Consider the following 21305-nt stretch of genomic DNA (forward strand, 5'->3'; position numbering starts at 1 on the left):
GACGTCTTGGCCGTGCGCGCTGGACGACGCCGGGTGGCGCGGCGGCTCAGCCGCCGGTCCAGCGGCGCAGCTCGCGGCGGGCCAGCGCGGCCCGGTGCACCTCGTCCGGGCCGTCGGCCAGCCGGAGGGTACGGGCGCCGGCCCAGAGCGTGGCCAGCGGCGTGTCCTGGCTGACCCCTGCGCCGCCGTGCGCCTGGATCGCCTTGTCGATCACCCACTCGGCCATCGCCGGAGTAGCGATCTTGATCGCCTGGATCTCGGTGTGCGCGCCCTTGTTGCCGACGGTGTCCATCAGCCAGGCGGTCTTCAGCACCAGCAGCCGGGCCTGCTCGATCCGTACCCGGGACTCGGCGATCCACTCCCGCACCACACCCTGCTCGGCAAGCGGCCGGCCGAACGCGACCCGCTCGGCGACCCGCCGGCAGAGCAGTTCGAGGGCGCGCTCGGCCATCCCGACCAGGCGCATGCAGTGGTGGATCCGGCCCGGACCGAGCCGCGCCTGTGCGATCGCGAAGCCGTCGCCGGGAGCGCCGATCAGATGGTCCGCCGGCACCCGTACGCCGTCGAAGCTCACCTCGGCGTGCCCGCCGTGCGCGCCGTCGGAGTAGCCGAAGACGGTCAGGCCCCGGTGCACCGTCACCCCGGGAGTGTCCCGGGGCACCAACACCATGCTGTGCTGCCGGTGCCGGGGGGCCGACGGGTCGGTCCTGCCCAGCACCACGAAGATCCCGCAGCGCGGGTCCATCGCCCCGGTCGACCACCACTTCCGTCCGGTGACCACGTACCCGTCGCCGTCCGGCTCGATGGTGGTGGCGATGTTCGTCGCGTCCGAGGAGGCGACCTCCGGCTCGGTCATGCAGAACGCCGAGCGCAGCTCGCCGTCGAGCAGCGGGCGCAGCCAGCGCTCCCGCTGGGCCGGGCTGCCGAAGTCGGCGAGCAGTTCCATGTTGCCGGTGTCCGGTGCGGCGCAGTTGAGGGCCTCCGGGGCCAGCTGCGGACTGCGGCCGGTCAGTTCGGCCAGCGGGGCGTACTGGAGGTTGCCGAGCCCGGCGCCGTACTCCGGATGGGGCAGGAAGAGGTTCCACAGCCCCCGGCGCCGGGCCTCGGCCTTCAGCTCTGCCATGATCGGCGGCCGGCTCCACCGGTCGGTGCCGCTCTCCGCGGCCGCGGCGACCTGCTCGGCGTAGACGGGCTCGGCCGGCAGGATCCGGTCGGTCAGGAAGTCGTGCAGCGCCTCGTGCAGCTCGGCGGTGCGCGGGTCGAACCCGAAGTCCATCGGTACTCCTCGACAGGTGCGCTCGGCGGGACGTCCGGCGATGCGGCGGTGGGCCGGGTCAGTTCCGGCGGAATGCGGTCAGGCCGTAGGCGACCAGCGGGTGGACCAGGGCCCCGATCCGGTCGAACCCGTCGCCGACGGTCTGCCCAAGGGTGTGCCGGTAGTGGATGCCCTCGCAGATGACGGCGAGCTTGAAGCAGCCCAACGCCACGTGCCAGTCCAACGGGCCGACGTCGACGTCGCTGCGGGACGCGTACCGGTCGAGCAGCTCGGCGCCGGACGGAAAGCCGGCACGCGGGCCGAGCCCGTCCGCCACCGGGTTGCCCTCGGCCACCTCCGAGTTGCCGAGCACCTCCCAGTAGGTCAGCAGCAGCCCGAGGTCGGCGAGCGGGTCGCCGAGGGTGGCCATCTCCCAGTCGAGTACCGCCCGGACCGTCACCGGCGGGCTCGCCGGGCCGTCGCCCGGAACGGGACCGCACTCGGCGACCAGGTTGTCCAGCCGGTAGTCGCCGTGCACGATCCGCCCGCTGTTGGCCCCGTCCGGCGCGGTGGCGGCCAGCCATCGGCGCAGCTCGTCGATGCCGGGCAGCGGCCGGCTGCGGGACCGGTCGAGCTGCCCGCCCCAGCGGCGCACCTGCCGGGCTAGGAAGCCTTCCGGGCGGCCGAAGTCGGCCAGCCCGACGGCGGCCGGGTCGACGGTGTGCAGCTCCGCCAGCACGTCCATCATGACCAGCGCGAGCGCGCGGCGCTGGGCGGAGGTCAGCGGATCGGTCTGGTCGCGGCTGCGGAACACCACCCCGGGCACCCGCTCCATCAGGTAGAACGGCGCCCCGAGCACCGCCTCGTCGGCACAGTGCAGCAGGGCGGCCGGCACCGGCACGCCGGTCGGGGCGAGCGCGGAGATCACCCGGAACTCCCGGCCCATGTCGTGCGCGGTGGCCAGCACGTGCCCCAGCGGCGGCCGGCGCAGCACGAACTCGCGGTCCCCGGACCGGACCAGGTAGGTGAGGTTGGACCGGCCGCCGGCGAGCACTTCCGCCCGGAGCGGGCCGGCCAGCAGGTCGGGGCGGTGCGCCGCGAGATGGCCGGCCAGCCGGTCGAGGTCGAGCCCGGACGGGGCGGGAGGTTCCGGCCGGACGGCGGTGGCCGGCGGATCGGTCATCCGGACAGTTGATGACATCGTCGGCCGTGCGGTCAAGCCCTGGCTGGAAGTCGGGCCGGGCCGGCTGGCCTGGTCACCCGCGCGCACCGTACGTCTTCGGGGTGAACACGGGTTGTTGCGGTGGGGACATGGCGCGGCAACAGGGGCGAAATGGTCATCGGGCAGCCTGGTTGACAGTTCGCCGGCGGAACGCGCGCCGGTCCGCCGACGGAGGGGACGGACATGTTGCTGAGGGTTCGGGTGACCCTGCCGGATCGACCCGGAACGCTCGGGCAGGTCGCTCGCACGCTGGGCGTCGCGGGTGCCGACATCGTCCAGGTGGTGGTGCTGGAGCGGCTGGGTGGCCGGGCGGTGGACGACTTCACGGTGGTCTGGCCGGGCGCCTCCCGGGTCGACCGGCTCTGCGCCGGGCTCGGCGCCATCCCCGGAGTACGCGTGAACGGCATGTGGCGGGCGATCGGCTCGCCGACCGGCGGCGGTCAGGACGCCGAGCTGCTCGCCCAGATCGCCGCGAACCCGGCGGACGGGCTGGGCACCCTGGTCGACGCCGTACCCGGGCTGCTCGCCGCCGACTGGGCCGCGGCGGCCGTGGTGCCGGCGGACTGGGCCGCGCGCACCGGGATGGGCGCCGGGACGGTACGGGGCAGCGGCGCACCCGCCGTGGCGTACGCGAGCTGGCGGGCACCGAGCCCGCTGGAGTTGCCGGAGGTGACCCCGTTGCGGGCCCGGGCGCTGAACGGACCGGTGGGCACCCACTACGCGGTCGCGCCGTTCGGCCGGGCCGGACTGGTGCTGATGCTCGCCCGGGTGGACGGCGAGGGGCTGAAGGCGGCCGGCTTCCACGTCACCGAGGTGGACCGGATCGCCCAACTGGTCCGCGCCGCCGCGACGATTCTCGGCGACCGGCTCGACCTGGTCAGCGCGCCGCCCGCGGGGGAGACGGCGGCCGGGCCGGTGGCGGGCGGGTCGTCCCCGGTGGTGCCGATGCCGCCGGTGGTGGTGCCGGGGGGCTCCACGGCGATGCTGGCCGGGCCGACGGCGCCCGCGAGGTCCGGTCCGGCGATGGGGCCGGAGACGGCCGCGACGATGGCGCCGGCCGGGATCACGGCGGGCTCCGCCGTGGCGCCGGTCGGTCCGGCCACGACACCGGCCCGGATGGCGGCCGGCTCCGCGGTGGCGCCGGTCGGTCCGCCCGGGCCCGCACCGGCGGTCGGGCGACTGCCGGCGATCACGACCCGTCACCGCTGAGCAACCGGGCGGCAACAGCGGGCGGGCAGGCTGGAAGCGGGAAGGAGTTGCGATGACACTGTGGCGGATCAGGGCGACCGTGGCCGACCGGCCGGGGTTCCTCTCCGTGCTCACCGCCAGCCTGGCGCTGCGCGGGGTGAACATCCTCACCGTCCAGGTGCACACGACCGAGGCGGGGGCCGTCGACGACTTCCTGGTGGACGCGCCGGCCGAGTTGACCTCGGACGACCTGGTCGCCGCGGTGGAGCGCGGGCGGGGCCGGAACTGTTGGGTGGCCCGCAGCGAGGCGCAGGGGTTGGCCGACCAGCCGACCCGGGCGCTCGGGCTGGCCAGCCGACTGGTGCGTGACCCGGACGCTCTCGGTGAGTCGCTGCGCGGCCTGCTCAACGCGGACTCGGTCACCTGGCGGCCGGTGGCCGGCGGCCCCGCCGGTCCGGGGCACGACGCCGGGACGATGCGACTGCCCGACCCGTACGGCGGCTCCTTCGAGGTGCTCCGGACGGCGCCGAGCTTCACCCCGGCCGAGTACGCCCGTGCGCAGGCGCTGGTGGACCTGGCCGGCGTGCTGGCCCGGCAGGCCGCCGACCGGGTGACCCTGGTGTTGCCGGACGGGGCCGAGCTGACCGTACGCCCGGCGGTGCCGGCCGACCTGCCGGGGCTGCTGGCGATGCAGGCACGCTGCTCGGCGCGGACCCTGGGCCGGCGTTATCCGGGGCGGGGCGGGGCGACGCCGGAGCGGCTGCGCCGGTTGCTCTCCCCGGCACACGGGGTGACCCTGCTGGCGCTGGCCGAGAGTGCGGACGGCACGCCGGAGCGGGTGGTGGGGATGGCGAACCTGTCCGCCGAGGGGGTGCTGGCCGAGCTCGCCCTGCTGGTCGAGGACGGCTGGCAGCGTCGGGGTCTCGGCACGGCACTCCTGCGCCGCCTGGTCGGGTACGGCACCCGGGCCGGCTACGCCGCGCTGCTGGCGCACACCCGGGCCGACAACGTGGGGATGCTGCGCATCCTGGACCGGCTGTGCCGGCCGCGGACGATCGACCGGGACGGTGGCCGGTGGACCGTGACCGTGCCGCTGCACGACCGGCAGACCGCCGGCGGTTCCGCCACCGTGGTCCCCGCCCCCGGGGCTTCGACGGCTCCGGTGTCGACGGCCGGGGCCTCGACGGTGGGAGCTTCCGTCGCCGGGGCTTCGACGGGGCGGGCTTCCGTCGCCGGGACTCCCGATGCCGGGGCTCGCGGCGCCGTCACGTCCGATTCAGAGACTCCCGCCGCCGCCGAGGCGTAGCGGCGTGGCACAGACCCGGCGGTCCGGTCCTGGTTCGGGGCCGGGCCCCGGAACCGCCTGACTGGGGCGAGAAGGGAGGGGTCCCTCCGGTAGGACGGCCGGAGGGGCCCCTTCGCCATGCGCGCCGGAGCCGGTGCTGCCGCCCGTCCGCCGGCACCCGTGCCCGATCGTGATCGAGGTGTCGCCGGTTTGGGTCCTTCACAAACCGGCAATGGCGCAGTTACATTGTTGGACATCCATGGGAGCGCTCCCGGGGCTCCGACGGACCGAGATCCACCCTCCCTCGCACCGGCACCACACCGCAGTAGAAATTCCCAGGCCCAGCACCCGCGTCGTGCACCGCGCAGGGAGAGGGGCGGATGCGCCCACATCCGCCCCTCGTGTCCTCCGCTACGCGTCGCCGCGCGCGGCTCCACGGACAGGAGCAATTCTAGTGCGCGACCGCATTGCCCCGGCCCGGCCGAACGGGCAACGTCCCCGGCCCGGTCCCCGGCCCAAGCCAGGCGCCCGGCAACGCCTCGACGGTCGGCAGCGACCAGACGGCCGGCAGCGGCCCGACCGCGGCCAGCGGCCGGGCCGCTGGTACCTCCGCTCGGTGGCGGTGGCCGGCGCGGCGGCGCTGAGCGCCGCCGCCCTGGTGCTGACCGGCATCGCCCCGGCGACCGCCGCCCCGGCCCCCGGCAGCGGCACGGTGGCCAGGGCCGGGTCGGCGGTGGGGACCGGCTCGGCCACGGCGGCGGCGCCGGCCTTCAACTACGCCGAGGCGCTGCAGAAGTCGCTCTACTTCTACGAGGCCCAGCAGTCCGGTCCGCTGCCCGACTGGAACCGGGTCTCCTGGCGCGGCGACTCGGCCCTGACCGACGGCTCCGACGTGCGGCTGGACCTCACCGGCGGCTGGTACGACGCCGGCGACCACGTCAAGTTCGGCTTCCCGATGGCGTTCAGCACCACCATGCTGGCCTGGGGTGCGGTGGAGTACCGGGCCGGCTACCAGGCCTCCGGCCAGCTGCCGCACCTGCTGAACAACCTGCGCTTCGTCAACGACTACTTCATCAGGGCGCACCCGTCGGCGAACGTGCTCTACGGGCAGGTCGGCAAGGGCGACGACGACCACAAGTGGTGGGGACCGGCCGAGGTGCTGCCGATGGCGCGGCCGGCGTACAAGATCGATGCCAGTTGTGGGGGCTCGGACCTGGCCGGGGAGACGGCGGCGGCGATGGCCGCCTCCTCGATGGTGTTCCGTCCCACCGACCCGGCCTACGCGGACCGGCTGCTGACGCACGCCCGGCAGCTCTACAGCTTCGCCGACACGGTGCGCCGGGCGTACCACGAGTGCATCACCGACGTGACGAACTTCTACAAGTCGTGGAGCGGCTACCAGGACGAGCTGGTCTGGGGTGCGATCTGGCTCTACCGGGCCACCGGGGACGCCAGCTACCTGACCAAGGCGGAGACCGAGTACGACCGGCTCGGCACCGAGCAGCAGTCCAGCACCCGGATGTACAAGTGGACGGTGGCCTGGGACAACAAGCAGTTCGGGGCGTACGTGCTGCTGGCCAACCTGACGGGCAAGCAGAAGTACGTCGACGACGCCAACCGCTGGCTCGACTACTGGACGGTCGGGGTGAACGGGGAGAAGGTGCGTACCTCCCCGGGCGGGATGGCGGTGCTGGACACCTGGGGCGCGCTGCGGTATGCCGCCAACACCGCGTTCGCGGCACTCGTCTACAGCGACAAGACCACCGACGCCACCCGGAAGGCCCGCTACCACGACTTCGCGGTGCGGCAGATCGACTATGCCCTCGGCGACAACCCGCGCAACTCCAGCTACATGATCGGCTTCGGTGCCAACCCGCCGAAGAACCCGCACCACCGCACCGCGCACGGTTCCTGGTGGGACAGCATGCAGGTGCCGGAGGCGACCCGGCACACGCTCTACGGCGCACTTGTCGGCGGGCCGTCCTCGCCGAACGACGCGTACACCGACAGCCGGAGCGACTACGTGATGAACGAGGTCGCCACCGACTACAACGCCGGGCTCACCTCCGCGCTGGCCCGGCTGGTCTCCGAGTACGGCGGCACGCCGTCGGCGAGCTTCCCGCCGACCGAGCGACCGGACATCGACGAGATCACCGTGGAGACCACGGTGATGCAGGCCGAGCCGAGGGCCACCGGCATCAAGGCGATCGTCTACAACAGGTCCGCCTTCCCGGCCCGGGCGCTCACCGACTCCGCGTTCCGGTACTACTTCCGGCCCGAGGGGACCAGCGCGATCCAGGTGACGAGCGGCTACACCCAGGGCTGCCCGGCGCCGACCGAGGCCCGGCAACTCTCCGGCGACATCTGGTACGTCGAGGTCGACTGCTCCGGGCACACCATCGCCCCGGCCGGACAGTCGGCGCACCGGATGGAGGTGCAGTTCAAGATCGGCGTACCGGAGGGCGGCACCTGGGATCCGAGCAACGACCCGTCGTACCAGGCCAGCGCCGGACCCAACCCGAAGGTGGCGCTCTATGAGGGCGGCTCGCTGATCTGGGGGGCCGAACCGGCACCGTCCGCGCCGGACACCACCGCGCCGGGTACGCCCGGCACCCCGACCGCCTCGGCGGTGACCACGACCGGAGCCACCCTCACCTGGACCGCCGCCACCGACAACGTCGGGGTGACCGGCTACGACGTGTACCGGGAGAACGGCGCCACCGACGTGCTGCTCGGCTCGGCGGCCACCCCGACGTACGCGGTGACCGGGTTGGCGGCCGAAACGACGTACCAGTTCTACGTGGTGGCAAAGGACGCCGCCGGCAACCGCTCGACGGCGTCCGCGCCGGTCTCGGTGACCACCCGTCCGACCGGGACCGGCGACACCACCCCACCGGGTACGCCCGGCACCCCGACCGCCTCGGCGGTGACGTCGACCGGGGCCACCCTGAGCTGGACCGCGCCGACCGACGACGTCGGCGTCACCGGTTACCGGGTCTACCGCGAGGCCGGCGCCACCGATGCCCTGCTCGGCTCGCCGACCACTTCCACCTTCGCGGTCACCGGCCTGACGGCCGGCGCCACGTACCAGTTCTACGTGGTCGCGGTGGACGCGGCCGGCAACGTCTCGGCGGCGTCGGCACCGGTCTCGGTGACCACGCCCGGCGCGCCGGCCGGTGGCTGCCGGATCGGCTACACCAGCAATGACTGGAGCAGCGGGTTCAGCGGCACCATCACAGTCACCAACACCGGGACGAGCACTGTGAACGGCTGGACGCTCGCCTTCTCCTTCGCGGCCGGGCAGCGGATCACCCAGGCCTGGTCGGCCACCGTGACCCAGTCCGGCACGGCGGTGACCGCCACCAACCTCGGTTACAACGGGACGCTCGCCCCGGGCGCCTCGACCAGCTTCGGCTTCAACGGCACGCACACCGGCAGCAACCCCCGGCCCGCGTCGTTCACGCTGAACGGCGCGGCCTGCGCGACCGGCTGATCCGTCCCTCGGCCGGTCCCTCCGCCGGGGCCGTCGGGCGGTACCAGCAGGCTGCCCGACGGCCCCGGTCCGGTGTCGCCCCGGCCTGTTCCGGCAGCGGGTGCTGCGCGAGCGTCCGGTGTCGACCGTGAGCCGTTCCGGCAGCGGTGCGGCGTCCGCCGTCCGGTGCCACGGCTATCCTGGCAGCGGCTCGGTCGCCTTGGCGGTCGCCTCGTCCAACCAGTCGAGATACCACCGGGCGAAGCCGATCCGCTCGCCGTGCGGCCCGGCCAGCGGGCTGAAGCCTCCGTCGGAGGCGCTGTCGTCGGCCCACATCGAGCCCCGCTCCGGGCCGCTGACCACGAGCATGTGCCGGTACGCACAACCGAGGTGGCACAAATAGACGGCGCCGACGCTGTGCTCCGGGTCGTACATCACCCGCTCGTAATGCGCCCAGTAGGCGGTCTCGGCGGCGGTGAACTCCTCGTCGGTGCCGAACTCCGACTCGTCCGGCGGCTCCGGCAGGTCGGTCGCCGGGTTGCCGGCGGCGGTGTGCGGGAACGGCTCGGCGAGGGTGTCCAACCCGGTGAGTTCGGCGCCGTCGCCCACCCAGCACCAGCGGCCGGCCACCCGGCGCGGCGGGAACAGCCCGTAGAACGGTCCGGCCCCGCCCCGGCCCACCTCCAGCAGGAAACGCCGGTAGTCGCCCGGCAGCTGCACGCCGAGCTGCTCCTCCAGCTGTGCCAGCTCGCTGGGGTCGAGCGGTGGTTCGAGCCGGAACCCGTGACCGTCGGCGCCGAAGACCCTGCCGTCCGGCGTACCGGCCAGCGCGGTCACCTGGTCGCGTACCCCGGACCAGTCGATAGGCGTCACGGGCCGGACCCTACCCGGCCGGTCCGACGATCCTCAGGCGGCGGCCCGGCCTCCGGTGGCGGCCCGGGGCGCCCGGTCAGAGCCCGCGCTGCTCGGCGATCCGGTCGACCGCCTGCTTCGCCTCCAGCAGGCTCTCGCCGGTCGCCTGCCGGTACGCCCGGACCGCCGCGATCCGCTGTCCCTTCCGGAGGTGTTCCACCACCTCGGACGGCACCGCCTCGGGGTCGACCAACCCGAGATGGTCCAGCACGAGGTCGAGCTTCCGTTCGACCCGCCGCAGTCGGGCGGCTGTCTCCCGCTGGCGTTGGCTCGCCGAGGAGGACCCGAACAGGAGCAGCACGAGCAGGAGGAGACCGACGGCGAGGACTGCCCAGATTTCCATGGCCCGGTATTCAACCAGGTGGTCCTGGTAATGCCCGGCAGCCCGCCGGACGGTGGGCCAGCGTGGGGGCGGTGCGCGCCGCCAGTACGGCGGGGCGTGCCGCCGGTACCCGGGTCACGGGTACCGGCGGCACGCCCCGGCTGGCCGGACTTTCAGCGGGTACGCAGGCCGTACCCGTACGGGAAGAGCGGGCGGTAGTTCCGGTCACCGATGTTGATCGGCACCTGCGCCTCGCTGCGCGGCCAGGTCACCGAGAGCCGGCCGGTGAACGGGCGCCGGCCGAAGAGGACGTCGGCGACGCCGGCACCCTCGCTGCCCGGCAGCCAGGAGGCGACGAGCGCGTCCATCTGGCCGAGCTGGTCGGTGAGCACCTGCGGCCGGCCGGAGACGACGAGGACCACGCAGGTGTCGATCGCCCCGCAGACCCTGTCGACGACCGCCTTGTCGCCCGGCTGGAGGGAGAGCGACTTCTCCTCCTGCTGCGGGGTGGTGCACCAGCCGCACTCCGGCCCGCCGACGTCCCCGAAACCCTCGGTGTACGGCGTCTCGCCGACCACCACGACCGCGACGTCCGAGCCGGCGGTCGGGGCGGAGCCGTCCGCGCTGTAGGTGACCTTCGCCCGTGGCGCCACCTCGCGGATGCCCTCCAGGATCGTGGTGCCCGGGATGATGTCGCCGGAGGCGCCCTGCCAGGTGATCGTCCAGCCGCCCGACTGGTTGCCGATGTCGTCGGCGTTCCGCCCGGCGACGTAGATCTTGGCGTCCTTGCGTAGCGGCAGCGCCCGGTTGCTGTTCTTCAGCAGCACCTGCGACTCGGCGACCGCCCGTCGGGCCAGCGCCCGGTGCTCCCGGCTGCCCACCTCGTCGAGGTCGTCGGCGGAGGCGTACGGGCGCTCGAAGAGGCCGATCTCGAACTTGGCCCGCAGGATCCGGCGTACCGCGTCGTCGATCCGGGCCTGGCTGACCCGGCCGGCCCGCACCTCGGCGAGCAGCAGGTCGATGAAGAGCTTGGCGTTGTTCGGCACCATGGCCATGTCGATGCCGGCGTTCACCGCGGTCCGTACCTTGTGCGCGGTCAGCCCGGCCACGGTCGGCTCGTCCGGGTCGGGAATCTGGTGGATGCCCTCCCAGTCCGAGATGACGAAGCCCTTGAACCGCTGCGCGCCCTTGAGTACGTCGGTGAGCAGTTCCTTGTGTGCGTGCATCTTGACCGGGTTGCCGACGCCGTCCTCGATCCAGTCCACGCTGGAGAAGGAGGGCATCACGCTGTCCACGTCGTGCCGGCGCAGCGCGGTCCAGAACGGCGCGAGGTTGGTCCGGGCGAACTCGGCCCGGGTGGTCACGGTGACGCCCTGGTCGATCGTGTACCGCTGGGAGCCGGGTGGCAGGCTCTCGTTCGCGTCGGCAACGGCCTGGTCGTACACGGTGTCGCCGTCTCCGGCGTAGTGCTTGACGGTGGCCAGCACCCCGGCGTCGCGCAGCCCGTCGACGTAGCTGCTCATCTCGCCGACCAGCCCCGGCTCCTCGCTGAACGCCTCGTACGCCCGGCCCCAGCGCTCGTCCCGGGAGACGCAGAGGCAGGGGGCGAAGTTCCACGGGATGCCGGTGGCCCTCACCTCCTCGCCGGTGGCCTTGCCGATCTGCCGGACGAGTTGCGGGTTGCGGGTGGCGCCCAGGCCGATGTTGTGCGGAAAGACGGTGGCGCCGTAGACGTTGTTGTGCCCGTGCACGGCGTCGACGCCGTAGATGATCGGGATGCCCAGCCGGGTGGTCAGCGCCTGCCGCTGGAAGTTGTTGACCATCGACAGCCAGGCTTCCGGGGTGTTCGGGGTGGGCAGCGAGCCGCCGCCGGAGAGCAGTGAGCCGAGGTTCCACTGGGCGACAAGTGTCGGGTCGGCGTCCACCGCCGCCCGCTCGGCCTGGGCCATCTGGCCGACCTTCTCCGCCAGGGTCATCCGGCCGAGCAGGTCGGCGACCCGCCGGTCGATCGGCAGCCTCGGGTTGCGGTAGTCGGGCCGGCCGCCGTGCCAGCCCGATCCGACGGCGGAGTTGGCGGCGGCGGAGTCGGTGGCTCCGCCGGGCGCCGCGGACGCGGCGCCGGGGGGCAGCAGCGAGACGACGAGCAGGCCGGTGAGCAGAGTTATCAGTGGTGTTCGGGATCGCGAGTGCGAACGCATTGTCGTGCCTCCAGAACGGTTCGGGTGCGCGCCAGCCCGATCCTTCCCGCGAACATAAGACGACGTCAATATCCGAGAGCCTGTGAGAGCGCTCTATCCCACTTCTTTTGTCCACTCTGATGATTGTTTAGGGCGTTTCACTTTATTCGTGGTCGAGAGCGGTCATCGGCACCGGCCCGGGCTCCCGGGTGGACGATGCCGCGTCGGAAGTGGCCGGTGCCGGTGGCCGGAGCCACCCCGGAAGGGGACCGGCCTGGCTCCGGAGAGGGAGGTGCCGGAGCACCCGGGTGCGGATCGTGGAACTCCGGAACGTCCGGACGGGCGGTCGGTGAAGGGGGAGAGGATGAGCACGACAAGCTATCGGATCGGTGCGGCGGCGGCAGCGGTCGTCATCGTGCTGACCGGGTCGCAGGCGTCTGCCGCACCCGCAGCCGGCGGGGCCGGAACCCGGGTACCCGTACCCGAGTTCCGGCCCGGACCGACGGCGCGGGTGACGGGATCGGCGGACGTCCGGCTGACGTACTGGCCGGACAGTGACGTCCGGACGTTCACCTTCGACGCCGTCGGTAGGCCGTACAGCCGGCCGATGCCGGACCTGCCGGGGGGCCTGCCCACCGACGCGTCCGGAACCGTGCGCATCGCGCACCGGGTGGCCGAGCAGGACGTCACGGTGCGGATGGTGGCCCGGGTCGACTGCCTGGCGACCGGGCCCGGCGTGGCGGTCCTGACGGCCGTCGTCACCGAGGCCGACGAGCTGGCACGGGACGAACTCGGCCGACGTCTCGGCTTCAGCGTCTACGACGCGGGCCGGCACGGCGGCCCCGACCGGGTGGGGTTCTCCTGGTCGGTGGTGAACGCGGAACAGGACGAGGACGGGACCTGGGGCCGGGCGGACGTCGGCACCTGCCTGGGGCCCGGCCCGTTCGCGCCGGTCGTCCGGGGTGACTACACCGTCCGGCACCAGGACCTGTTGCCCGCGCCGACCGGCGGCTGACCGGCCGACCCGCCGTACGTCCGGGCCGCGCGGGCGACTGGACCTACGGCGGGTTCCCGGCCGGAGCCGGCGGGTCTGCCCCGCAGCTTCGCAGACCCGCCGGCCGCGCCCGGCGACCGGCGCCGGACCTGCCCCGACCGATCACCGGCTGCGCGGCTCCCCGGACCGGTGGACGCCGTACTCTCGGCAAGTCAAGCGGACGGGCCGCCGCCGGGGTGGTAGCCGCGCCGGGGCGGCCCGAAATCGCCGAGAGGATGACCATCGTTGAGGTCCAGACTGCGCCGGCTGCACGCACACGACCGGCAGTTCACCTGGACGGCCCGGATCGACCGGGTCCGGACCGGCGAGGGCTGGCGCCGGTGCGTCCGGGTACGCGTCTGGGGCGCCGGCAAGAACAGCCGGGCGCTCCAGGTGGACCTGCTCTCCCCGGCGCCCCGCTCGGCCTGGGGCGACCCGGCGGCCACCGACGGCGCGTACCCGGAGCCGAAGCACGTCCGGGCGGTGATCGACCACGCTCTCGGGCACGGTTGGCAGCCGGACGAGATCGGCGGCACCTTCCTGCTGACCGGTGCCGGGCACGCCGAGGCGCTGCCGCTGCCCGGCTTCGTCCTCACCGACCTGCTGCTGCTCGCCGAACGGGAAGGCGCCGGAGGATAGCCCGACGAGGCCGTGGTCATCCCTTCACCGCACCCGCGGCGACTCCGCGCACGAGGTTGCGCTGCACGATCAGGAAGAACACCATGACGGGTACCGAGAACAGTGCGGACGCGGCCATCAGACCGGAGTAGTCGATGCCGGTCTGCTGGGTCGCGAACGACGCGAGCCACACCGGCAGGGTGTACCTCGACTGGTCCTTGGTGAACGTGTAGGCGACGATGAAGTCGTTCCAGGCGGAGACGAACGCGAAGACGCTCGTCGCGACGATCCCCGGGGTCACCAGCGGGAACAGGATGCGCCAGATGATCCGCCAGTCGCTCGCGCCGTCCACCATCGCGGCCTCCTCGACCTCCTTCGGAATCGCCAGCAGGAATCCGCGGAGCAGCCAGATCGTGATCGGCAGCACCGACGCGACATAGCTGAGGATGAGCCCGGCGTAGGTACCGAGCAGGCCGAGCGAGTTGAACACCAGGAAGGTCGGGATCAGCAGGGCGGTCGCGGGAAGCATCTGGATCACCAGGATCGTGGTCATGACGACGCGTCGGCCGCGGAACCGGAACCGGGCGAGCGCGGTGGCGGCGAAGAGGCCGAGGGCGAGGGAGAGCAGGACGGACCCGCTGACCACGATCAGGCTGTTCCGTAGGTTGGCGAGGAAGACCGGCTGGGTGAGCACCGCGACGAAGTTCTCGGCGGTCGGATGCGCGGGCACGAAGGCCGGGGTCCGGCTCAGCGCCTCGGATCGCGGTTTGAACGCGGTGTTGATCATCCAGTAGACCGGGAACACCCAGACGAGCGCGAAGAGCAGGCCGACGGCGTCGGCCCGCCGACGCGATCCGCGCCGACGACGCCCGGCGCCGGTTGCGGGTCGTCGTGCCGCCACCCTGCTCACAGCTCCTCCCCGGAACGCACCAGTCGGCGTACGTAGATCATCGTCAGGATCAGCAGCAGAACGGTCGTGACCGTGGAGATCGCCGCCCCCTTGCCGATGCCGAAACTCACGAACGCGGTCCGGTAGGTGTAGACGCCGAGCGTCGTCGTCGCGCCGTCCGGCCCGCCCTGGGTGACGAGCCAGATCTGGTTGAAGACGTTGAAGTCCCAGATCGTCGACAGGACCACGAGCAGCAGCAGCGTGGGGCGGAGGATGCGGAGCACGATCGACCGGTACATCCGCCATTCGCCCGCCCCGTCGAGCCGGGCGGCCTCGAGCAGCTCGGCGGGGATCTGGGTCTGCGCGGCGTAGAGGGTGAGTGCGACGAACGGCACGGCCTGCCAGACGACCAGCAGCCAGACGCTGAGGAACGCGAGGACCGGTGACTGCCGCCAGTCCAGGTAGCTGGTGTCGCCGAACACGACGAGCTGCTCGAGCAGCCAGTTGACGACGCCGTACCCCGGCTGGAACAGCCAGGTCCAGACGACGGACGACGCGACGTTCGGCATCGCCCAGGCCAGCACGAGTACGACGGTGACCACGTGTCGCACCGGGCGGGAGCATCGGGTCAGCAGCTGGGCCACCGCCATCCCGACGATGATCGTGGCGGCCACCATCGCCACCGTGAAGGCGACCGTCAGGATCGTCGCCCACCAGAACTCGGCGTCGGAGAACACCTCCAGGTACTGCCGGAGGCCGACGAGGTCGAAGGCGCCGGTGAACAGCGACCGCTGGTCGTAGTCGGTGAACGAACTCGCCACGAGCAGCAGGACGGGGACGATCGTGAGCGTGCCGATCACGATCATGGCCGGCGAGAGGAGCCAGAGCGGGGTCAGCCGGTCCCGAACGGTCTCGCGCCGAGACGTGAGGTGGTCGCCACGGTCGCGGCGCCGCCCGCCCGGGACGGGCGGGGTGGGGCGGCCGGTGGTCAGCTGGGTCTGCACGGTGACCGCCTAGTCGTTGAGTACCGACTCGATGTGGTCGTCGAACTCCCGCGCGGCCTGCTCGGGCGACTTCGCGCCGGAGGCGACGGTGCTGAAGAAGTTCGGCAGCGACTGGTCGTTCTCGATCGTCGCCCAGTTCGCCGCCGACGGAGTCGCCTTGGAGTTGGTCGCCGCCCTGAAGAAGCCGGCGATCAGCGGCGACATCGTGCCCGACTCGAGCGCCGCGGTGACCGCCGCGGTGTTGTTCGGGATCCACAGGTCGTTGGCGTAGACGTACTCGGCCTGGATCTCGGGGCTCGTCGCGATCCTGATCCATTCGACGGCCCGGTCGAGCTTCCGGCTGGCGGCGGAGACGCCCCAGACCGAACCGCCGAGCATGACGGGCTGGTTCCGGCCGGAGGTCCCCGGAAACGGGAAGGTGCCGAGGTCCGCGTCCTTGAGCTTCGGATTGGCCGCCTTGATCTTGTCGATGTCGGAGCTGACGCCGAGGATCGCGCTGGCCAGACCGTCGGCGAAGATCTGGGACTGCTCCGGGCTGTCCACGTGCGCGCTCTGCGACGACGGCGTCGAGTACCTGTTCTGGAAGTCCCTGAACTCGACCAGCCCGCGCTGGGCCTCGGGCGAGGAGAATCCCGCCTTCCAGGCCCCGTCCGCCACGGTCGCGATCTCGCCACCGGCGTCCCAGACGAAGCCGAGCGGGCCGAAGGCGTACCGGCCCGGGTAGTAGAACGGCGAGAAGCCGGGATCGGGCCTGGCGGCCCGCACCGCGTCCAGCGCCTCGGTCAGCTCCTCGAAGGTGCTCGGCGGCTCGGTCACACCGGCACCGGCCCAGATCGTCCTGTTGTAGATGACGGTGCGGTTCCCGGCGAACGACGGAACGCCGTAGAGGCGTCCGTCCTGGGTCGCCGGCTCCTCCAGCCCGGCGAGCCAGGTCCGACCCTGCTGGAGGTCCGCCCGGTATCCCGTGAGGTCGGCCAGTCCGCCGTTGGCGGCGTAGATGGGCACCTGGGTGTTCCCGAGGTCGAGCACGTCAGGTGCGTCCGCCGTGGCCAGAGCTGTGGTGATCTTCGTGATGATGTTGTCCCACTGCTGGATCTGGAGGTCGACCGTGACTCCGGTCCGGGCGGTGAACCTCTCGTTTATCGCGTCGAGCGTGGCCTTCGAGAGATCGCCGTTCATCGACCAGACGGTGATGCTCCGGTCGTCGCTGCCGGCGGGCGACGAGCAGCCCGCGAGCGTGAGCGACACGGCGAGCGCGGCGGCCACGACGGTTGAGGATCGCTCGATTCTCAAGGTCACTCCTTCTGGTGTGGACACTCGACCGACCGACACTTCCGGCGACGGGTGGCCGCGATCAGGGCGCCGGCCGGGACCCCGTCGGCCCGGCCGGCCTCGGCGACGGTCGCCGCTCGAAGCCGTCGATATCCAGGGCGTGCAGCCGCGCGGCGTGCCCCGCGAGCCGGTCCGAGAAGTCGTCGAAGTCTCCCGGTCCCGTCCGCCACACCGCCTCGGCGAAGGCGCAGAAGCGCGGGAAAACGAGTTGGTGCATCTGACGCTCCGACACCACGAACTCGGTCCACATCTGGCACTGCGCACCGAGGATCCGCGCCCGGTCCGCCGGCGGAAGGCCGGGCGGAATCGGGTCGTACCCGTAGACCTGCCGGAGGGTGACCGGGGGCTCCGCGGCGAGCGGTTGCTCGCCACGGTCCTCCGTCTGCGGGTGGTAGAGGTACGTCGGGTTGTCGGGGGTCATCACGACGTCGTGACCCGCCCGCGCGGCCGCGATCCCGCCCGCCGTGCCGCGCCACGACATGACGACCGTTCGCACCGGGATGCGGTGGTCGAGGATCTCGTCCCATCCGACGGCCCGTCGCCCACGTTTCTCCAGGAAGGTCGCGAACCGGTCCGTCACCCAGCCCTGCAACTCGGACTCGTCGTGCAGCCCGAGCTGGCGGATCCGGGCCTGGGCCGCGGCACTCGCCCGCCACTCGTCCGTCGGGACCTCGTCGCCGCCGATGTGCACGAACGGGCCGGGGAAGATCTCGAGTACCTCGTCGAGCACGTGCTCGTAGAAGCGCATCGTCGACTCCTCGACGTTGAGCACGTGCCTGCTGACACCCCAGTCCGTCCAGACGTCGAGCGGCTGGGAGAGGTTGCCGAGCTCGGGATGGGCGGCGATCGCCGCCTGCGAGTGGCCGGGTAGGTCGATCTCCGGAACGACGGTGACGAAACGGTCCGCGGCGTACGCGACGATCTCGCGGAGATCCTCCTTCGTGAAGTACCCGTTGTGCGGAGCGTGGTCGCGTACCGGCTCGGCACCATCGGGGCGGATGTACTGACTGTCGGCCGTGGAGCACTCCCGCCAGGAGCCGACCCGGGTGAGTTCCGGATAGCGGTCGATCTGTACGCGCCAACCCTGGTCGTCGGTCAGGTGCAGGTGCAGCACGTTCATGTGGTGCAGGGCGAGCGCGTCGACGAGCTTGAAGATCGCGTCGCGGCCGAAGAAGTGCCGCGCCACGTCGACGAGCATGCCGCGCCAGCCGAAGCGGGGACGGTCGGCGACGCGTATCCCGCCGATGGTCCAGTCGACGCCGGCCAGGGGCACCCGCCGGAACACCTGGGGCGGGCACAGCTGGAGGAAGGTCTGCGTCGCGTGGAACGCACCCGCCGGGTCGCCCCCGGTCAGTCGTACGCCCGACTCCTCGACCACGACCGTGTACGCGGACTCCGCCAACCCGGGCGAGGTCGACAGCGAGATGGCGGCACTGTCGGCGGCCGGCCCGACCACGACCGGAACGGGGTGGCCGGTCGAGGCCCGCAACCTCGCGGCGAGCAACTCGGCGGTCCTGCGGCATTCCGCCGAGGCCCCGATCACGGTCCCGGCGTCGATCCGGAACGCCGTCGGAAGTTCGGTGACTGACTCGGGACGGGGGATGATTCCGGCGGCCACGCGACGCGCTCCTTCACACCTAACTGGGTCGGCAGGTCCCGGGTACGGCTCCGCTCAGGCCATCGAGATGACGAGATCGTCGGCGACGCTGCCGAGGAGGGTGTAGTCGGCACCGGCCTCCTGGAGCAGACTCCCCGGAACGTATTCGGTGACCGGCCCGTGGGCGACGAGTCGGGCGATGAACCGCTGCCACGAGTAACCGTTGCCGAGATCCCCGTCGAGCCAGAAGCTCCGGCGGCGGGCGCCGAGGATCTCCCTCGGCCCGATCGTGCAGGCGAACGGTGGCACCCAGGACCAGTCGCCGCCGAACGAGTGCAGGGCGTTCTGCATGATCGTGATGGGATGCAGTTCGACGGTCCGGGCGCCCGCGGCGCGGTAGCCGGCCGGGTCGTCCCGGAACTCGTCCGCGAGGTGTGGTTCCCAGAAGGCGATGTGCCCGCCCCAGCCGATCCCGCCGTAGACGACGTCCGCGCCTCCGGCGTCCTCGACCATCGTGCTGTAGTCGGCGACGATCTCGCTGGTGGGGAAGTGGATCTGGGTCTCGGGCGGCCGGAGCTCCTCGTCGATCCGGGAGAAGAACGAATCCCACATCGCACGCTGGAACGACCCCGCCCAGGTGATCGGGGCGGTGGTGCCCGAGGAGTCCGCGTACTCGTCCATGTTGAAGGTCGTCACGTGCGCGAGGCTGAGGCGCTCCCGGTTGATCTGGCGGGCGGCGATCTCGAACTGGGGCACCGGGCCGACCGGCAGGATCAGCACCAGGCCCTGCCCGGCGTCCCGGCTGCGCCTGATCTCGCCGACGAGGTCGGCCGCGAAGGCCTGGTAGAACTCGGACGGACTCTCGATCACCCTGATCCGGAAGTCGGGATTCGGATGTTCGGTGATCCGTGACCGGGGAATCCGGCGGGCCCGCGCACACGCCTCGGCGTCCCGGAACGTGCTGATCGAGGCGAGCCCGGGAGAGAAGTCGACAGTCACCGGTCGGTCCTTTCTGGTGGTGGCCCGGCTGTTCACGGGAGCATCCGTACGGTGCGGGGGCGCAGCCAGCGAAGTGACGGGAGGAAGCCCTCGGCGTAGGCGACGCCGCACTGGTAGCCGCGGGCCGCGGTGAGGGTGCGGGTCTGCTCGATCACGTCGACGCCGTCGTGGTCCCGAAGCCACTCCACCTGGCTGCGGTGCTCGGCGAGCGCGTCGAGCTTCAGCTGGATCACCGACGAGACGTCGACGTACTCGGTGGGCACGAAGTTCACACTGGCGAGGGTGTCCATGTAGTACACAGCCGGCACGACCGGGTGGTGTGGGGCGGCCGTCTCGTACAGCGGAAGGGTCGCGATGAAACTGGCTTCCTCGAACAGCCGCCCGGTCTCGACATGGTCGGGCATGTAGTCGTGCGGGTGGTGGGTGAGGAGCAGGTCGGGCCTGGCCCGCCGGACGATCTCGACCGCCTGCGCCCGCTGGGCGGGATCGGCCGCGTTGACCTCCCCGTCGGAGACGCCCATGGTGACGTGGGTCGCGCCGATGATCGCAGCCGCCCGCCCGGCCTCGGCGAACCTGATCGCCGCGATCTCCTCCATCGTGTTGACGTACGAGCCACGGTCGCCGCGCGAGACGTGGCACATCGTCACCTCGTGGCCCTCGGCGGCGAACCTTGCCAGAGTGCCGCCGCACAACTGCTCCAGGTCGTCCGGATGCGCGGCAACAGCCAGTACGCGCACGGCACCGTCCCCTCTCCTGTCCACCTGTCCGGTCGGACTCTCAGTTGCTCAGCGCACGGACCAACTCCTGCTCGACGAGGTTCGCCGCGTGGTTGACGGCGCCGAGGGCGACGGCTTCGTCGCCGAGGTTCGAGACGGCCCACTCGGGGCTGAACGGGGCCCACTCGCGTACCCGGTCGGCGAGCCGGTCGAGGAAGAGGTCGGCGGAGCGCGACATGCCGCCGCCCAGGATGACCGTACGGGGGTCGACCGCACTTCCGATCGTGGCGATTCCCCAGGCCAGCGCGTCGACGGCCGCGTCGACGACGGCTCGGGCCACCGGGTCACCGGCGCGGCAGGCGGCGAAGACGGTCGCCGCCTCGACCCGGTCGACGTCCCCGCCGGCGAGTTCGAGAATGGCAGCGCCCTCGGCCGTACCGGCCGCCGCGCGTCCGCTGAGCCGGATGGCCCCGCCACCGGCCACGGCCTCGAGCGGGACGACATCCGGCTCACGCCCGGAGGACGACTGCCGGTACGGCATCTGGCCGATCTCCCCGGCACCGCCGTGCGCACCGCGGTGCACGCGCCCGTCGAGCAGCAGGCCGGCCCCGATGCCGATGCCCAGGTGCACGAAGAGCGCGTCCTCGACGCCCTGCGCGACGCCGCCGGATCGCTCGGCCTCCAGGGAGAGGGTGGCTTCGGTCTCGGCGACGACGAGGCAGTCGAACGCGGCACGCAGCCGCTCGACGAGGTGCAGGCCGTCCCAGCCCGGCAACTGGGGTGCCATCGTGACGACGCCGTCAGGGGAGACGACACCGGGTGTCCCCGCCACGACGGCCATCAGGTTGCGGGTCTGCGGCGCGGCCTGGTCCAGCAGGGCGTCGGTCGCGCTCCGGACCGTGCCGAAGAACCGCTCGGGCTGGTCGGGCGCGGCCGCCAGGGTCGCCAACCTGGTGGAGGCGAGTGTCCTGCCCGAGAGGTCGGCGAGGATCAGCAGGGTCTTGCCGGCGCCGATGTCGATCCCGAGGACCTGGCCGCGGTCGGCGCGGTATTCGTAGACGGGGGCCCGGGCCGGGACCGCCCGCGCGTCGGGTGGGACCAGACCGATGCATCCGAGGCTCTCCAGGTGTGCGACGACGCTCGTGACGGTGGGTTTCGACAGGCCGGTCACGCGGACGAGATCCGCCCGGGTCATCGGCCCCCTGGCGCGAAGCTCCCGGATCACGCCGGCTGCGTTGATCACTCGCATCAGGGCCGGGGACCCCTTTCGGGGCATGGCTGGCA

At 72.3% G+C, this 21305-nt stretch carries 16 protein-coding genes and 1 pseudogene; 5 read left to right on the top strand and 12 right to left on the bottom strand.

Annotated features, from left to right (window positions below; all coding sequences use genetic code 11):
* Positions 1-46 precede the first annotated feature (46 nt).
* Positions 47-1276 carry an acyl-CoA dehydrogenase family protein gene (locus tag ACN28A_RS24815; protein ID WP_421398571.1) on the bottom strand — a complete coding sequence of 410 codons (1230 nt, stop codon included), beginning with the start codon at positions 1274-1276 and terminating at the stop codon, positions 47-49.
* A gap of 58 nt (positions 1277-1334) precedes the next feature.
* Positions 1335-2438 carry a phosphotransferase family protein gene (locus ACN28A_RS24820; RefSeq protein ID WP_421398573.1) on the bottom strand — a complete coding sequence of 368 codons (1104 nt, stop codon included), beginning with the start codon at positions 2436-2438 and terminating at the stop codon, positions 1335-1337.
* 222 nt (positions 2439-2660) lie between these two features.
* Here ACN28A_RS24820 and ACN28A_RS24825 point away from each other — a divergent pair.
* The 3 genes and pseudogenes from ACN28A_RS24825 to ACN28A_RS24835 form a co-directional block, all read left to right on the top strand.
* Positions 2661-3368 (top strand): annotated as a pseudogene (locus tag ACN28A_RS24825) (amino acid-binding protein); the annotation flags it as partial.
* Between the two features lie 370 nt (positions 3369-3738).
* Positions 3739-4971 (top strand): GNAT family N-acetyltransferase, encoded by a 1233-nt coding sequence (locus tag ACN28A_RS24830; RefSeq protein WP_421398575.1) that lies wholly within the window; start codon positions 3739-3741, stop codon positions 4969-4971.
* Positions 4972-5662: 691 nt separating this feature from the next.
* Positions 5663-8443 (top strand): glycoside hydrolase family 9 protein, encoded by a 2781-nt coding sequence (locus ACN28A_RS24835; RefSeq protein WP_421404638.1) that lies wholly within the window; start codon positions 5663-5665, stop codon positions 8441-8443.
* A gap of 174 nt (positions 8444-8617) precedes the next feature.
* On the opposite strand, the gene ACN28A_RS24840 is transcribed toward ACN28A_RS24835, so the two are convergent.
* The 3 genes from ACN28A_RS24840 to ACN28A_RS24850 form a co-directional block, all read right to left on the bottom strand.
* Positions 8618-9295, bottom strand: a complete 678-nt coding sequence (locus tag ACN28A_RS24840) for an SMI1/KNR4 family protein (protein ID WP_421398576.1) — start codon at positions 9293-9295, stop codon at positions 8618-8620.
* 76 nt (positions 9296-9371) lie between these two features.
* Positions 9372-9677 carry a hypothetical protein gene (locus tag ACN28A_RS24845; RefSeq protein WP_421398579.1) on the bottom strand — a complete coding sequence of 102 codons (306 nt, stop codon included), beginning with the start codon at positions 9675-9677 and terminating at the stop codon, positions 9372-9374.
* A gap of 152 nt (positions 9678-9829) precedes the next feature.
* Positions 9830-11854, bottom strand: coding sequence for a glycoside hydrolase family 3 protein (locus ACN28A_RS24850; protein WP_421398581.1), 2025 nt, complete (start codon positions 11852-11854; stop codon positions 9830-9832).
* Positions 11855-12197: 343 nt separating this feature from the next.
* Here ACN28A_RS24850 and ACN28A_RS24855 point away from each other — a divergent pair, with 343 nt between their 5' ends.
* Together ACN28A_RS24855 and ACN28A_RS24860 are read left to right on the top strand one after the other, a co-directional pair.
* On the top strand, positions 12198-12848 hold the full coding sequence (locus ACN28A_RS24855; RefSeq protein ID WP_421398583.1) for a hypothetical protein: 651 nt from the start codon (positions 12198-12200) through the stop codon (positions 12846-12848).
* A gap of 264 nt (positions 12849-13112) precedes the next feature.
* Positions 13113-13505, top strand: coding sequence for an integrase (locus ACN28A_RS24860; RefSeq protein ID WP_421398585.1), 393 nt, complete (start codon positions 13113-13115; stop codon positions 13503-13505).
* A 16-nt stretch (positions 13506-13521) separates the two neighbouring features.
* Here the strand turns inward: ACN28A_RS24860 and ACN28A_RS24865 are convergent, their stop codons facing one another.
* The 7 genes from ACN28A_RS24865 to ACN28A_RS24895 all read right to left on the bottom strand — a co-directional run bounded on the left by ACN28A_RS24865 (position 13522) and on the right by ACN28A_RS24895 (position 21297).
* Complete coding sequence (locus tag ACN28A_RS24865) at positions 13522-14394, bottom strand: carbohydrate ABC transporter permease (protein ID WP_421398588.1); 873 nt, start codon at positions 14392-14394, stop codon at positions 13522-13524.
* Complete coding sequence (locus ACN28A_RS24870; RefSeq protein WP_421398590.1) at positions 14391-15377, bottom strand: carbohydrate ABC transporter permease; 987 nt, start codon at positions 15375-15377, stop codon at positions 14391-14393. The genes ACN28A_RS24865 and ACN28A_RS24870 overlap by 4 nt, the downstream gene beginning before the upstream one ends.
* A gap of 9 nt (positions 15378-15386) precedes the next feature.
* Positions 15387-16670 carry an extracellular solute-binding protein gene (locus tag ACN28A_RS24875; RefSeq protein WP_421398592.1) on the bottom strand — a complete coding sequence of 428 codons (1284 nt, stop codon included), beginning with the start codon at positions 16668-16670 and terminating at the stop codon, positions 15387-15389.
* A 61-nt stretch (positions 16671-16731) separates the two neighbouring features.
* Positions 16732-18327 carry a beta-N-acetylhexosaminidase gene (locus ACN28A_RS24880; RefSeq protein ID WP_421398595.1) on the bottom strand — a complete coding sequence of 532 codons (1596 nt, stop codon included), beginning with the start codon at positions 18325-18327 and terminating at the stop codon, positions 16732-16734.
* Positions 18328-18381: 54 nt separating this feature from the next.
* Positions 18382-19305 carry a hypothetical protein gene (locus ACN28A_RS24885; protein ID WP_421398598.1) on the bottom strand — a complete coding sequence of 308 codons (924 nt, stop codon included), beginning with the start codon at positions 19303-19305 and terminating at the stop codon, positions 18382-18384.
* 32 nt (positions 19306-19337) lie between these two features.
* Positions 19338-20042, bottom strand: a complete 705-nt coding sequence (locus ACN28A_RS24890; protein ID WP_421398601.1) for a PIG-L deacetylase family protein — start codon at positions 20040-20042, stop codon at positions 19338-19340.
* A 40-nt stretch (positions 20043-20082) separates the two neighbouring features.
* Positions 20083-21297 (bottom strand): ROK family transcriptional regulator, encoded by a 1215-nt coding sequence (locus tag ACN28A_RS24895; RefSeq protein ID WP_421398603.1) that lies wholly within the window; start codon positions 21295-21297, stop codon positions 20083-20085.
* Between the last annotated feature and the right edge of the window lie 8 nt (positions 21298-21305).

This window comes from Plantactinospora sp. WMMB782 (assembly GCF_049179135.1).
Lineage (GTDB): Bacteria > Actinomycetota > Actinomycetes > Mycobacteriales > Micromonosporaceae > Plantactinospora.